The organism is Gordonia sp. NPDC003422 (assembly GCF_053588675.1).
In genome coordinates this window covers 1-14,465 of the sequence record NZ_JBSFQL010000022.1, presented here as the reverse complement: position 1 = coordinate 14,465, position 14,465 = coordinate 1, and the positions used below count along the sequence as shown (strand labels likewise).

Genomic DNA, 14,465 nt, shown 5'->3' with positions numbered 1-14,465 from the left:
TCTCAATCCTGAGGGTCGGTGGTTGGTTCTTCCTTCGAGTCTGACCCCTGACGACCCAGTTTGGCGAATCGCGGGTCCGTCAGCAGTTCCTCGTCGAGGTCGTCGATGAGGTCGACGTCGGGCAGCAGAGGCGCCAGATCCGGCAGTTCGCCCAGCGACGCGAGCCCCAGCCGCTCCAAGAACAACTCGGTGGTGCCGTAGGTGGTGGCCGTGGTCTGTGGGTCGGTACCGACCTCGTTGATGAGTCCGCGCGCCACCAGCGTGCGGATCACACCGTCGACGTTGACACCGCGGATCGCCGACACCCGGGCTCGACTGACGGGCTGCCGATAGGCAATCACCGCCAGGGTCTCCAACGCTGCCCGGGTCAACTTCGACCGGGCACCGTCGAGCAACAGTCGTTCCACGTACGGCGCATAGTCGGCGCGTGTGTAGAACCGCCACCCGTCGCCGGCGAAGCGGAGGTCGATCCCGCTGCCCGCCGATGTCAGGTCCGCCGACATCTGATTGAGCATCTCGCGCACCCGCGGTACGTCGGAATCCACCGCGCTGGCCAGTTCGTCGGTGGTCGCCGGGGTGTCCACCACCAACAGCACCGCCTCCAACGCAGCACGCAGGGAGCTGTCGTCGAGACGCGATTCATCAGGCGCGGGGTTCTCGAAGAGCCCGTCGTCGGCCGTAACCGGATTCGCGGCCGCATTCTCCTCGGAGACTGTCGGGTTGTCGTCGGTCATCCGTAGTCCTCTGCCTTGTCCATACTCATGTCTTCGGCGTCCCGATCGCCGGTCCACAACACCCGCAGATCCCCCAGCGCCTCGGGCTGATCGAAGGTGACGGCGCGTTCGCGATACAGCTCCAGGAGCCCAAGGAAGCTGCCCACCACCTCTAATCCGTTCTCGCAGTCGGCGACCAACTCGCGGAAGGTCAGACCCCCGTCGGCAGCGGCGGCCAGCAGTTCCGCCATCCGCTTCGCCTGTGCCGGCACCGATACCTTGTGCATGTCGTGGAGGTGGTCGAGTCCGACGGTCGGCACCGGCCGGGGCGTCATCGCCGACGCCGCGACTTCGACGAAGCCATGCGCGTCGACGCCCAGCGTCACCTCGGGCAGCAGGTCCTCGAATCGTTGCTCCAGGGACACCGCACGCGGATAGCGTTGCAGCGCAGCCGCTTCTAGTTCACCGAACAGCGCTGCCACCTGCTTGTACGCGCGGTACTGCAGCAGCCGCGCGAACAGCAGGTCACGCGCCTCGAGCAGCGCGAGATCCTCCGGGTCGTCGACCTCACCGGTCGGAAGCAGCCGGGCAGCCTTGAGATCGAGCAGGGTGGCCGCGACCACCAGGAACTCGGTGGTCTGCTCCAGCGGCAGTTCCGGCCCCATCTCGCGGGTGTAGGCGATGAAGTCGTCGGTCACCTCGTGCAACGCGACCTCGGTCACGTCCATTCGGTGCTGACTGATCAGGTTGAGCAGGAGATCGAACGGACCCTCGAAGTTGGGCAGGCGGACGCGAAATCCGGTGCCACCCGATTCTTGTTCGGCACCAGCCGAATCCGTTGCCGACGGGTCTGGGATTTCCGGGTCTGGGATTTCCGGGTCTGGGCTCGCAGATTCGACACCGGCAGCGTCGGCGCTCATGCGCCCTTCGCGTCGCGGGCGATGACCTCACGGGCCAGTGCGCGGTACGCCTTGGCGCCTGCCGACTTCGGCGCCCACGACGTGATTGGTTCGCCCGCCACGCTGGTCTCCGGAAACCGCACCGTGCGCGAGATCACGGTGTCGAACACCGCGTCACCGAAGACCTCGACCACCCGGGCCATCACTTCGCGTGAATGCAGGGTTCGTGCGTCGAACATGGTGACCAGGATCCCGCCGAGTCCGAGACGCGGATTGAGTCGATCCCGCACCTTCTCGATGGTGTCGGTCAGCAGCGCCAGACCTCGAAGACTGAAGTACTCGCATTCCATCGGGATCAGCACGGTGTCGGAGCAGGCCAGCGCATTGACCGTCAGCAGACCCAGCGAGGGCTGGCAGTCGATGAGCACGAAGTCGTAGCGGTCCAGCACCGGATGCAGCGCACGTCCGAGTGACTGTTCACGGCCCACCTCGGTGACGAGTTGGATCTCCGCCGCCGACAGGTCGATGTTGCTGGGCAGCAGGTCGAGTCCGTCGACCCGCGTCCGCATCAGCACATCGTCGGTCGAGGCGTGGGGAGGGACCAGGAGGTTGTAGACGGTCTGGTCGAGATCGTGGTGGGGCACGCCGAGCCCCGCGGACAACGCACCCTGCGGGTCGAGGTCGACGAGCAGCACACGCCTGCCGTACTCGGCCAATGCAGCGCCGAGATTGATGGTCGACGTGGTCTTTCCCACGCCACCCTTCTGGTTGCAGACCGCGATCACCGTGGCGGGACCGTGTCGGTCGAGCGGAGCCGGTTCCGGAACGTCGCGGTACGGGCGACCGGTGGGGCCGAGTTCGCCTTCCTTGACGTGTTCGGTCTCGTCGGCGTCGTGGCCTGGCGAAACCTCGATGCGATATTGATGGTCGGGACGGACACCGGGGCGTGGTGAGCTCGGATTCGTCACTGGCCGGTAGCTCCCTTCTTCCCTCGATCGCACCTCGTGGCGAATGTCAGCCTAGTGGTTTGCGGTGGCGAACCGTCGGAGCATCGCCGTGACACCCCTGTCACCGGACGTGAAACCCTCATCGCGCCCGCGGATGGGCGGTCGCGTAGACCTCGCGCATGGTGTTCACCGTGACCAGCGTGTACACCTGCGTCGTGGTGACCGACGCGTGGCCCAGGAGTTCTTGCACGACGCGAACATCTGCCCCGCCGTCGAGCAGATGGGTGGCAAAACTGTGCCGCAGCGTGTGCGGCGACACCGCCTTGTCGAGCCCCGCGCGCTCCGCCGCGGTCACCAGGACCTGCCAGGCGCTCTGTCGCGACAGCCGTCCGCCGCGGGCGTTGAGGAACACCGCGGGTTCCGATCGCGAGACCAGCGCCGGCCGACCACGCACCAGGTAGGCGTCGATGGCCTCCGCCGCCGGCCCACCGACCGGCACCACCCGCTCCTTGCCGCCCTTGCCGCGCAGCAACACGGCGCGAGCGTTCACGTCGAGGTCGTCGACGTCGAGCGCGATGGCCTCGGAGATCCGTGCCCCGCAGCTGTAGAGCAGCTCCAACAACGCGCGGTCGCGAAGTGCGCGCGGATGATCACCACCGGTCGATTCGAGGATCGCCAGCACCTCGTCGACGGGCAGCGACTTGGGCAGGCGGCGGGCCGCGCGCGGCGGCCGCACCGCGTGCGCGACATCGGTCCCGACCGCGCCCTCGTCCGCTGCGAATTTGTGAAACCGCCTGGTGGCCACCAGCGTTCGTGCGATCGAGCTGTCTGCGAGCGGCGCGGCGCCGGTGGTCGGATCACCGCGCCGCAGTTCGACGAGAAACTGCCGGACGTCCTCTTCGGTGACGCTCGGGAGGTCGGCGATGTCGCGGGTGGCCAGATAGTTCTGGTAACGCTCGAGGTCACGCCGATACGATGACACCGTATTGCGGGCGGCACCGCGTTCGACGGTGAGGTGATCGAGGTAGCGCTGCGCGAGACCCGAGATGGGCCCCGGCGGAAACGGATCGGTGATCACGACCGCCGCCGTCGACGCAGGCCCGTCGGTTCATCCGTCCAGGGCGCATCCACCGTGCGCAATGGGGTGCTGGACGCGTCGGCTGCCGCCACGGCGAGGATCCCCGCGACACTGGTCGCGTTCACGATCTCACCCGACAGAACGTTCGCGACCGCGTCCGAGAGCGGCACCCACTCCACCGACATGTCGGCTTCCTCGTCGCTGCGTTGCGCGGCGTCGAGATGCTCGAGGTCCTCGGCCAGATACAGGCGCAGCGCCTCGTCGGTGAATCCGGGCGACAACGCGAGGTCGACCAGGACGTGCCACGTCCGCGCGGCGAGATCGACCTCTTCGGCAAGTTCGCGCTGCGCGGCGACGAGCGCCGACTCCCCCTCCCCCTGGTCCAGCAGTCCGGCAGGCAACTCGAGCAGGCGACGGCCGATCGGATGCCGATACTGCCGCACCATCGCGATCCGACCATGCTCGTCGCGAGCCACGACCGCCACCGCGCCGAAGTGTTCGACGACCTCGCGCTCGGCAACCCGGCCACCGGGCATCGTGACGTCGTCGACGCGTAGCGCCAGGATCGCCCCGTCATAGATCAGGCGCGAGCGCTGCACCTCGAAGTCGTGGTTCCCGGGCCCGGCAGCTGACGTCAAGCGCCCAGACCCTCCCCGGCGGCGACGTCGGCGTCGGCGGGATCCTCGGCGGGCTGGTCGTAGTTGCCGATGTCGACCGGAAGCCGTTCCGCCGCTTTGTACTTGAGCGCAGCTGCGATGAATGACTTGAACAGCGGATGGGGTCGGGTCGGTCGGCTCTTCAACTCCGGATGCGCCTGCGTGGCCACCAGGAAGGGATGCACCGACTTGGGGTATTCGACGAATTCCACCAGATGGCCGTCGGGCGATGTCCCGGAGAACACGAGGCCCGAACCGGCGATCTTCTCGCGGTAGGCGTTGTTGACCTCGTAGCGGTGCCGGTGCCGCTCGGACACCTCGCGGGTGCCGTAGCTCTCGGCGACCACGGAACCCGGTTTGAGGCTCGCCGGGTAAGCGCCGAGGCGCATCGTGCCACCGAGGTCGGCGTCACCGGCAACGGCGTCCTCCTGGTCGGCCATCGTGGAGATCACCGGATGCGGGGTGTCGGGGTCGAATTCGGTCGAACTCGCCTCGTCCAGTCCAACCGACCGGGCCGCCTCGATGACGACGCACTGCAAACCGAGACACAGTCCGAGCAGCGGGATGCCCCGGCGACGCGCATAGGCGATCGCTCCGACCTTGCCCTCGATGCCGCGGATGCCGAAGCCGCCGGGGATGAGCACCGCGTCGACGTCGCCGAGAGCGGCCTGCGCCCCCGCCGGCGTCTCGCAGTCATCCGACGGCACCCAGCGGATCTCGGTACGTGCCCGCCACGCGAAGCCACCGGCGCGGATCGCCTCGGTCACCGAGAGGTAGGCGTCGGGGAGGTCGACGTACTTGCCGACGAGTGCGACGGTCACGCTCTCACCCGGATCGTGCACTCGCGACAGCAAGTCGCCCCATTCGGTCCAGTCGACATCGCGGAAGGGCAGCCCCAACTTGCGCACGACGTAGGCGTCGAGATGCTCGTTGTGCAGGACCTTCGGGATGTCGTAGATCGACGGTGCGTCGGGCGTCGAGATCACACCCTCGAGGTCGACGTCGCACATGAGCGCGATCTTCTTCTTCAGTCCCTCGGGCACGTCGCGGTCACAGCGCAGGACCAGGGCGTCGGGCTGGATACCGACGTTGCGCAGCGCGGCCACCGAATGCTGTGTCGGTTTGGTCTTCAGTTCGCCCGACGGCGCGAGGTACGGCACCAGCGAGACGTGCAGGAAGAAGACGTTGTCGCGTCCGACGTCGTGCCGGATCTGTCGCGCGGCCTCGATGAACGGCAGCGACTCGATGTCGCCGACAGTGCCACCGATCTCGGTGATGACCACGTCGGGGGTCTCACCGTCGTCGCCCGGGGCGCGCATCGCCAGCACGCGGGATTTGAGTTCGTCGGTGATGTGCGGGATCACCTGCACCGTCTCACCGAGATACTCGCCGCGCCGCTCCTTGGCGATGACCGCCGAATACACCTGTCCGGTGGTGACATTCGCCGACTGCGACAGGTTCCGGTCGAGGAATCGCTCGTAGTGCCCGACGTCGAGGTCGGTCTCTGCGCCATCCTCGGTCACGAACACCTCTCCGTGCTGAAAAGGGTTCATCGTGCCCGGATCGACGTTCAGATAGGGGTCGAGCTTCTGCATCGTCACCCGCAGACCGCGCGCGGTGAGAAGCTGGCCCAGGCTCGACGCCGTCAGGCCCTTCCCCAAGGACGACGCGACGCCGCCCGTGACGAAGATGTGTTTGGTGTCATGCACATGGCGAAGTGGTCGCAAACGCGTATCTCCCGTCGGCCGAATCAAGCACGGAAAGCCTGATTACCTACGGGACTCCAGGGTAACACCACTACGCCGATCGTCCGTCCGCCACTCCGCAGGGCGTTCAAGACTCTCGTCCTACGCACCCGCCGGATCGAGGTAGTTCGCGCTCAGTCGCCGGGTTTGCCGTCGGCTCCCACGGTGATGGCGATCGCACCCCGGCCGGTTCCGTAAGCACCGGTGTGGCCGTCGGCATCGGCGGCCAGGGCGAGAATCGCGGTGATCCGGCCGGTCTGCTGATCCACGTTGTCGACCGTCGACATCGCGTTGCCCAGCGCCGGATCCGACCGGACGACGGCGACCGGCGAACCGCCGAGCGCCGATCCCGATCGTCCGACGAGGATCCCACCCTGCCCACGAGACGTCATCGCAGCGCCGAACCGCGCAACCACCGAACCCTGCGCGCCCGAGTCGCGACCGAACTCGTCACCGGTGACGAGCACCACGAGATCTGCCTGCGACACCGCATTGTCCGTGTAGTCGATGAAGCCGCCGTCGCGCAGCGCCTGCAGACCCATCGCACGGTCCGCTGCCCGCGCCGGTGTCGTGCCGGGTCGAACGAGGACAAGCGAGCCGACGAGGTCGCCGGCACGGCCACCGGAGTCGGTCAGTTCGGGCCGCAGCATGGCCCCGGGCGGGATCGTCTGGTCGACGATGGTCCGCAGTTGCTCCGCGTGCTGATCGGCGAGGAACTGATCGGTGAGGGCGATCTGGCCGGCGAACCTGCCGCCCGCCCCGGAGATGGACTCCTTGACCGCGGCAACGTCGGCGTCGGCGGCATTCGGCGCCGTGACCACCACAACCGATTGTCCGCGAAGCGAATTCGCGATCAGTCGCGGGGCGACCGCCTGGTCGAAGCTGTTGGCGGCGTTGAGTTGCCCGTTGAGGTCGTCACGCTGGTTCTCCAGATCCCCGATGCGGTCTCTGCTGGTTCCGGTGACCGAGTTCATCCGGTCGCCGACGAAACCCGAACCGAGGAAAAGTCCCAGCGCCAGCGCCAGAAAGACGGCGACCAGTGAGATGGCGTGCTGTCGAAGCGAGATCATCGACTACCTGTTCCAGACTCCCCGAGCCCATTCGACCAGCTCATTCCATTGCGCCACAATCCAATCGGTGACCTCTGGACCTGCGCTCGACAGCATCACCGCGGCGATCACGGCCACCAGTGCCGCCAGCACCACACAGGCGATGGCCGCACCCGAGACGCGGCTACGGTACAGCGTGGCAACGGCTTTCGCGTCGACCAACTTGGGTCCGACCTTCAGTCGCGTGAGGAAGGTCGACGGATTGCTCTCACGTCGGGAGCGGTCGAAGAAGTCGTCGAGGGTCCCGGCGTACCCGACCGTGACGATCAGATCGGCGCCGTGGTAGTCGGCCAGCAGCAGTGCCAGGTCACCCGCGGAGCCGGCCGCGGGGAAAGTCGTCGCCCCGATTCCGAGATCCTGGATGCGTTCCAGACCGGGCGCATGGCCATCTGTATCGGCAGGCAGCACGATCTGTGCACCAGACTTGAGTGTCTGGGTCTTCATCTCGTCCGGGTCGCCGACCACGAGAGCCGGGCGATAGCCGGCCTTCATCAGGGTCTCTGCGCCGACACCCACGCCGATCATGATCGGCGAGTACTCCTTGACGAACGGCTTCAGCGCGCGCAGATCTGCCACGCGCTCCGGGCCCTCGGCAACGATCACCACGTGCTTGCCGGCGAGGTCGACGTCGATGTCGGGCACCCCGACACCGTCGATCAGCAGCGGCGATTCACTGCGGATGAACTCGATGGTGTTGCCGGAGAACGCCTCCAGGTGGTCCACCAGCCCGGACTTCGCGCCGATCATCATGTCGGCGATCTCACGCTCGTCGAGCTCGGCGCCACGCGCCAGGCGCCGGTCACCGAGGAAGAGGCGGTCGTCGTGGACGCGCACCTTGGCGCCGTCCTTGACTCGTTTGAAGACTTCTGGTCCCACGTCATCGAGCAAAACGACACCCGACGCGACCAGAACCTCGGGTCCCAGGTTCGGATACCGCCCGGTGATCGACTGTGACGCGTTGACCACGGCGAGCACGTTGGCCTGCACGAGGGCATCGGCGGTCAGCCGATCGAGATCGACCTCGTCGAGGATGACGATGTCTCCCGGCCCCACCCGATCGAGGAGCCTCTTGGTGTTCTTGTCGACCCTGGCGATCCCGGTGACGCCAGGCAGTTCTTCGGTGTTTCGAGCGAGCAGTGCAGGCATCTTCATGACGGACATGATTGACGTTCGCACCCGTGTCACAGTGGAGGCGCGCCGTAACAATGACAACTTTTGTCACACGAGTAACAGGAGTTGCACGGCCCGGTCAGCTCGAAGAGCGCTCGTTCTCCGCCGTTTGCAGCAGCTCTTCAGCATGGGCACGCCCGGTGTCGGACTCTCCGAGACCGGCGAGCATTCGAGCCAATTCGGCCACTCGATCGTCCCGGTCGAGTGTGCGGACGGTGCTCTTGTGCGCGCCGCGCCCGCTGCTCTTGCCGATCACGAGATGGTTGTCGGCGAAAGCCGCGACCTGCGGCAGATGCGTCACCACGATCACCTGATGCGCGCGCGCCAACGCTGCCAGCCGCTTGCCGATCTCAACCGCCGCGCGTCCGCCGACACCGGCGTCGACCTCGTCGAACACCATCACCGAACCGGACGTGGGCGCGGCCAACACGACCTCGAGCGCGAGCATGACGCGCGAGAGTTCGCCTCCCGATGCCGATTTGGCGATCGGCAACGGTGTGGCGCCCTTGTGTGCGACAAGCGCGAACTCGACGCGATCCGCGCCGTCGGAACCTGCATGCACTCGAGTTCCCGCCACGTCGATTCCGAGGCGGTCGTCGGCGGCGGCGGGGTCGAGGCTCACCGCGACGTCGAGTGCCGCGTCGCCCATGGCGAGGCCACGCAGTTCGGTCGACACCTTGGTCGCCATCGACGACGCCGACTTCGCGCGCACCCCATGCAGTTTCTCGGCCGCCACCTCGACGTCCGCGCGGGCGGCCGCCGCGGCCGATTCGAGTTCGTCGATGGAGCTACGCGGATCCTCGATCTCGGCCAGTCGGGCCTCGGCCTGCGTGCGCCAGGCGATGACACCGTCGATGTCGGGCGCGTACTTGCGCACCAGCACCTTCAGTTCGGCCTGGCGGTTGAGGAGTTTGTCGAGTTCGTCGGCGTCGGCGGGCAGATCGGATGTGAACGCGGTCAGCTCGGCGCCGACGTCGGTGGCCACGGTCAGCGCCTCGTTGACCCTTGCCACGAGTCCACGCAGGGTCTCGTCGGTCGCGTCCTGCAGGATGTCGCGCACGCGCCCGAGGCTCTCCACGACCGAGGTCCCGTCACCGGCCACGAGGTCGTGCGAGGTGACCGCTGCCGCACGGATCGACTCGAGGTCGGTGAGTCGCCGGATGGTGGCGGTGAGCTCGTCGTCCTCCCCCGGCATCGGATCGACCGCGGCGATCTCGTCGATCCCGAAACGCAGACGGTCGGCCTCCTGGGCGATCTCGCGGTAGTTCGCGCGCCGCGCATCGAGCTCGTCGAGAAGTGCCACCCACGCCGAACGCGCGGTCCGGTAGGCGGTGAGCGCCTTGTCGGCCCGTGCTCCGGCGAATCCGTCGAGAGCCGCCCGCTGGTGCTCCGGGCGCAGCAGTCGCAGCTGATCGTTCTGGCCGTGGATCGCCAGCACGGCATTGGTGAGCCGGCCCATCGTCCCGACCGGAACGGAGCGGCCGCCCAGATGCGCCCGCGACCGCCCGTCGGAGCCTACGGTCCGCACCGCAATCACCGTGTCGTCGTCGTCGAGTTCGGCGCCCGTCGCCTCCAGGATCTCGTCGACCCGTGGATCATGTTGTACGCCTTGCCGGCTTGCGAGGCGGAAGCGGCCTTCGACGACCGCTTTCGGACTCCCGCTGCGTACACGGTTCGCGTCGGCGCGCGCACCCGACAGGAGATGAAGACTCGTGACGATCATCGTCTTGCCCGCACCGGTCTCACCGGTGAGCACGGTGAAACCCGGATGGAACCGCGCAGATGCCTCTTCGATGACACCGAGGCCCGAGATGGACAGTTCTTCGAGCACCGTTATGTCTGCCTCCCCCGCCAGCCGGTCACCGGCAGCGCGAATTTCGTGACCAGACGATCGGCGAACGGATCGGAATCGATGCGCACCCACAGCACCGATCGATCACTGCGCACGACCTCGACGCGCGCGCCGGCCGGGACCTCCAGCAGTCGCCGTCCGTCGCACAGCGCGATCGCCGACCGGCCGTCCTTGTCGATCTCGACCGCGACTCTCGACCGCGGGCTCGTCACCATCGGTCGCGCGAACAGCGCATGCGCGTTGCTCGGCACCACGAGAATCGCCTCGAGGTCGGGCCACATCACCGGTCCACCGGCCGAGAACGCGTATGCCGTGGAACCGGTCGGCGTCGACACGAGGACGCCGTCGGCACCGAACGCGGACACCGGGCGGCCGTCGACCTCGGTGATGAGTTCGAGAACGCCGCTGTTGGTGCGGTTGAGGATGGCCACCTCGTTGAGCGCCCAGCTCCGCGACGGTGATTCGGGCGCGGCCGGGTCGGTGACGACCACATCGAGCGTCATTCTCGGCTCCACGCGATAGTCGCCCGAAATGAGTTGGGCCATCACGGCATCCACCCGGTTTGCCTCTGCTTCGGCGAGGAACCCGATACGGCCGAGATTGATTCCCAGCACCGGGACGTTGGCCGGGTACGCCAATTCTGCCGCTCGGAGGAACGTACCGTCTCCACCCAGGACGATGACGACCTCGCAGCCCTCGGCCGAGGCCGCATCTGCGGTCGTGACATCGACGGCAGCGCCGATCTGACGGAGATGCTCCGGGTCCACCGGGTGGTTCTCGGCCAGCGGCGTCTTGCCCGGCAGGTGGTCCGGCGGGTCGGCATACGAGTGGGCGCGCGCGCCCTCCTTGGTGTCGTGATCGACCACGCGTAGTCGGACGCCGGCTCCGGCGCAATGTCGGGCGATGGCATCGACCGTGGTCGTGACGATCTCCCGACCGGTGTGGGCGACCACCAGGAACTCGCGGCCGCCGGCTTGCTCGGGCGAGCGCAGCGACGGGGCCGTTGGTTCGGCCACCGACTCGTCGGCCACTCTGGGTCCCCCTTCGTTCGGTTGCGCTGCAGGCTCGGCGGTCAGGCCGGACCGTCGGCGACGGCCCGTTCGATCATTGATCGCAGATCGACCCTATCGCCCTCGTCCGACGCTCCGCCCGGCCGGTGATGCAGCCACAGGAAGTACTCCACATTCCCCGACGGGCCGGGCAACGGACTGGCGACGACGCCCCGGGTGACGAGCTGCAGGTCGGCAGCCTGACGCGCGACGTTGAGCACGGCTTCGGCACGCAACGCGGGGTCGCGCACGACGCCGCCCGAACCCACCCGGTCCTTGCCCACCTCGAACTGCGGCTTGACCATCGGTACCAGGTCTGCGCCCGGGATTGCACACCGCGCGAGGGCGGGCAGAACCAGGCCGAGCGAAATGAAGGAGAGGTCGGCGACCACCACGTCGACCGGCCCGCCGATGTCGTCGGGCTCGAGATGACGGACGTTGGTCCGGTCGTGCACGTGCACCCGGTCGTCGTTCTGCAGACGCCAGATCAGTTGGCCGTAGCCGACATCGACGGCGACGACCTCGGCGGCACCTCGTCGGAGCAGAACGTCGGTGAATCCTCCGGTGGAGGCGCCCGCGTCGAGACAACGCCGACCGGTTACGCGCAGGCCGCCGGGCTCGAATGCATCGAGCGCGCCGATCAATTTGTGCGCACCTCGCGACGCCCAGTCCTCACCAGGTTCTTCGATCAGCAACACCGGGGTATCGCGGGTGACGTTGGTGGCGGGCTTGCTGGCTACCACTCCGCCAACCTTGACCACGCCGGATTCCACGAGCTGGCGAGCGTGGTCGCGTGACCGCGCCAGTCCGCGGCGGACCAGTTCGGCGTCGAGTCGTGCTCGGGTGGCCATCGTTGGGTCCGCGTCAGCGACGATCGACCGCGTCGAGCGCCGCCGTCAGCGACTCATGCGCTTGTTCCAGCAATGCGGTCAGCCGTTCGAGAGCGGCCGGGTCGAAGGAATCTCCCGCGGATTCGCGGATGGTGTCGACCTGCTCGAGCAGCACGGAGATCTCGGAGTGCACCGCCTGCGTCGCGGCGTCGGTGTCCACCTCGGACAACTCGGCCATCGACCCGGGGTTCGCCTCATACTGCCGACGCGGCATGGCGGCCGGACTCGGGAATTCGCTCATCGTCGTCAACGCTAGCGCAGCGGGACGCCGAGCACCGCTAGGCGATCCTGCGTCGCGGCGTCACCGGCCACCACCGACAACGCGTCGCCTGAGGCGGTCCCGTCGTCAATCGCCGCCCAGGCTGCTCCGACGAGCGCAGGCACGAGCGACGCAACCGATGCCTCGTCGTCGGAAATTCCCCCGTCGCTGCGCTCGCCCCGGGAAACTCCCCCGTCGCTGCGCTCGCCCCGGGAAACCGGCGTCACCACGATGCGGGAACCCTCGACCGCCACATCCCAGCCGGGCTGCGGCCCGACTCGTACCGCTTCGAGGTCCTCGAACAAACCGGCAAGGTCGGCAAGGACGTAGGTGGGCCGCTGTTCCGGTGGTGCGACCAGCAGGTCCGAGACCGTACTGACCCCGGTCAGGACGAGCGCGCTGTGCAGGCCGACCGCGTGGGCGCCCTCGATGTCGGTGTCGAGCCGATCGCCCACGACAAGCGGTTTGCGTGATCGCGAGCGGGCGATCGCATCGGCCATGAGCGGGGCAGCCGGTTTGCCCGCGACCAATGGCTCAGTGTCCGTCGCATGTTTGAGCGCGGCAACCATGGACCCGTTGCCCACCAGCAGGCCGCGCTCCGACGGCAATGTCGCGTCGACGTTGGTGGCGATCCACAACGCACCCGCCCGGATCGCCAGCGCCGCCTCCGAGAGCTGCGCCCACCCGGTATCCGGCGAATGTCCCTGAATCACCGCGGCCGGCCGATCGTCGGCGCTCCGAGTGACCCCGATCCCGACCTCGCGAACCTCTTGCGCCAGTCCGTCGGTCCCGATGACGAGGGCCCGGGAGCCAGGCTGCAGGTGTTCGGAGAGGAGTCGCGCCGCGGACTGGGCGCTCGTCACCACCAGTTCGGGTGTTGCTTCAAATCCGAGGTCGGTCAGGTGAGCGGCCACCTCGGGCGGGCGTCGACTGGCATTGTTGGTCACGAAGAAGCGTGGGACCTGGGTACGGGCAAGGGACTCAACGGCATTCGGCAATGCCTGGTGCCCCGCGAACACCGTACCGTCCAGGTCCAGGAGCAGTGCGTCGTAGGCGTCGAGAAGCGTGTGCGACCTCGATGGACTCACAGTCGCCGATGTCTCCACACTGCGCTCCGTCGGCTCCGCATCGTCGTCCGCAGGCTGCGTCGACGCCACCGCGACTTCGACGCCATCGGTTGCGGTGGTCACCTCCGCGGATTCCTCGGGTACGGAGTCTTCGGGGACCTCCGGCTCGTCGGGGCCCTCGGCCAACTCGGTGAGTCGGAACTCCGCGTCGGTCGCATCGTCCACGTCGGCCGCCGACGCGTTCATGAACCATGTGATCGCGTCGTCGGTGCGGCCGGCTGCGGCCAACGCCGACGCATAGGCATAGAACAGACGCGCCGGCCCGGTACCGGTCTGACCGGGACGGAGATCCTCGGCCTGCAGGGTGACCAGTGCCTTCTCCGGTTCACCGAGGTCGATGCGTGCGCCGGCCTCGACGATCCGCATCTCGGTCGCCGCGTCCCCGGTCAAGGCTCGACCTTCGTCGCCACGGGCAATATCGATGGCTCGCTCCGGCCGGCCCAAACCGCGCTCGGCGTCGGCAATGAGTGGCAGAAGCGCCGAGTTGCCGGTGATCCGCCGCGCGGCCCGCAGCTCGGTGATGGCCTCTTGCCACTCACCGGCGCTGTATGCGGCAATACCGACGGTCTCGCGAACCACACCGACGCGCGACGCCCGGCCACGGGCTGCGCGAGCGTGCTCCAGGGCGAGCAGCGGGTCCTCGTCCAAGAGTTGGGTGACCATGACGAGATGTCGTGCGACGGTATCGGCGTTCGTCTTGTCAAGGGTCAGTAGGTCGCGGCGGACCTCTCCATCGAGATCTGCCGCGGTCACCTCGTCCGGAATCGACGGACCGGCCGGCCGTTCCCGATCCCGCCGTCCCCGACCACGCGGCTCCGGCCGCGAACGATCACGATCACTCATGGTTTGTCACCCTATGCCCTCTGAAGTTTGACCAATAGCACAAGACCCCGTATTCGATATGAATGTATCGAATACGGGGTCTTCATGAAGTTGTGTTCGGCGGTGTCCTACTCTCCCACACTGGTTAA

Annotated in this window: 13 protein-coding genes; all 13 read right to left on the bottom strand. The window is 67.5% G+C overall.

Annotated features, from left to right (window positions below; genetic code table 11):
* Positions 1–2: 2 nt before the first annotated feature.
* The 13 genes from scpB to ACWDTF_RS17970 all read right to left on the bottom strand — a co-directional run bounded on the left by scpB (position 3) and on the right by ACWDTF_RS17970 (position 14,337).
* A complete protein-coding gene (scpB, locus tag ACWDTF_RS18030) occupies positions 3–734 on the bottom strand; it encodes an SMC-Scp complex subunit ScpB (protein ID WP_240862662.1) in 732 nt (243 codons plus the stop codon).
* A complete protein-coding gene (locus ACWDTF_RS18025) occupies positions 731–1,633 on the bottom strand; it encodes a segregation and condensation protein A (protein WP_355272995.1) in 903 nt (300 codons plus the stop codon). Before ACWDTF_RS18025 ends, scpB begins: the two co-directional genes overlap by 4 nt.
* Positions 1,630–2,580 (bottom strand): ParA family protein, encoded by a 951-nt coding sequence (locus tag ACWDTF_RS18020; protein ID WP_355272998.1) that lies wholly within the window; start codon positions 2,578–2,580, stop codon positions 1,630–1,632. The genes ACWDTF_RS18025 and ACWDTF_RS18020 overlap by 4 nt, the downstream gene beginning before the upstream one ends.
* 118 nt (positions 2,581–2,698) lie before the next feature.
* Positions 2,699–3,637 carry a site-specific tyrosine recombinase XerD gene (xerD, locus tag ACWDTF_RS18015; RefSeq protein ID WP_355273001.1) on the bottom strand — a complete coding sequence of 313 codons (939 nt, stop codon included), beginning with the start codon at positions 3,635–3,637 and terminating at the stop codon, positions 2,699–2,701.
* Entirely contained in the window at positions 3,634–4,275 is a 642-nt protein-coding gene (locus tag ACWDTF_RS18010; protein ID WP_355273004.1) for an NUDIX hydrolase, read from the bottom strand. Before ACWDTF_RS18010 ends, xerD begins: the two co-directional genes overlap by 4 nt.
* A complete protein-coding gene (locus tag ACWDTF_RS18005) occupies positions 4,272–6,020 on the bottom strand; it encodes a CTP synthase (protein WP_240862671.1) in 1,749 nt (582 codons plus the stop codon). Before ACWDTF_RS18005 ends, ACWDTF_RS18010 begins: the two co-directional genes overlap by 4 nt.
* 152 nt (positions 6,021–6,172) lie before the next feature.
* On the bottom strand, positions 6,173–7,108 hold the full coding sequence (locus tag ACWDTF_RS18000) for a copper transporter (RefSeq protein WP_355273009.1): 936 nt from the start codon (positions 7,106–7,108) through the stop codon (positions 6,173–6,175).
* Positions 7,109–7,111: 3 nt separating this feature from the next.
* The gene (steA, locus tag ACWDTF_RS17995) at positions 7,112–8,299 is read right to left on the bottom strand and encodes a putative cytokinetic ring protein SteA (RefSeq protein WP_240862675.1); all 1,188 of its coding nucleotides are present in this window, start codon (positions 8,297–8,299) and stop codon (positions 7,112–7,114) included.
* Between the two features lie 97 nt (positions 8,300–8,396).
* Complete coding sequence (gene recN / locus ACWDTF_RS17990; RefSeq protein ID WP_355273012.1) at positions 8,397–10,148, bottom strand: DNA repair protein RecN; 1,752 nt, start codon at positions 10,146–10,148, stop codon at positions 8,397–8,399.
* 2 nt (positions 10,149–10,150) lie between these two features.
* On the bottom strand, positions 10,151–11,200 hold the full coding sequence (locus ACWDTF_RS17985; protein WP_355273015.1) for an NAD kinase: 1,050 nt from the start codon (positions 11,198–11,200) through the stop codon (positions 10,151–10,153).
* A 41-nt stretch (positions 11,201–11,241) separates the two neighbouring features.
* The gene (locus tag ACWDTF_RS17980) at positions 11,242–12,069 is read right to left on the bottom strand and encodes a TlyA family RNA methyltransferase (protein ID WP_240862681.1); all 828 of its coding nucleotides are present in this window, start codon (positions 12,067–12,069) and stop codon (positions 11,242–11,244) included.
* A gap of 13 nt (positions 12,070–12,082) precedes the next feature.
* The gene (locus tag ACWDTF_RS17975; protein WP_240862683.1) at positions 12,083–12,349 is read right to left on the bottom strand and encodes a hypothetical protein; all 267 of its coding nucleotides are present in this window, start codon (positions 12,347–12,349) and stop codon (positions 12,083–12,085) included.
* 11 nt (positions 12,350–12,360) lie between these two features.
* Positions 12,361–14,337, bottom strand: a complete 1,977-nt coding sequence (locus ACWDTF_RS17970; protein WP_240862685.1) for an HAD-IIA family hydrolase — start codon at positions 14,335–14,337, stop codon at positions 12,361–12,363.
* Positions 14,338–14,465: the final 128 nt, after the last annotated feature.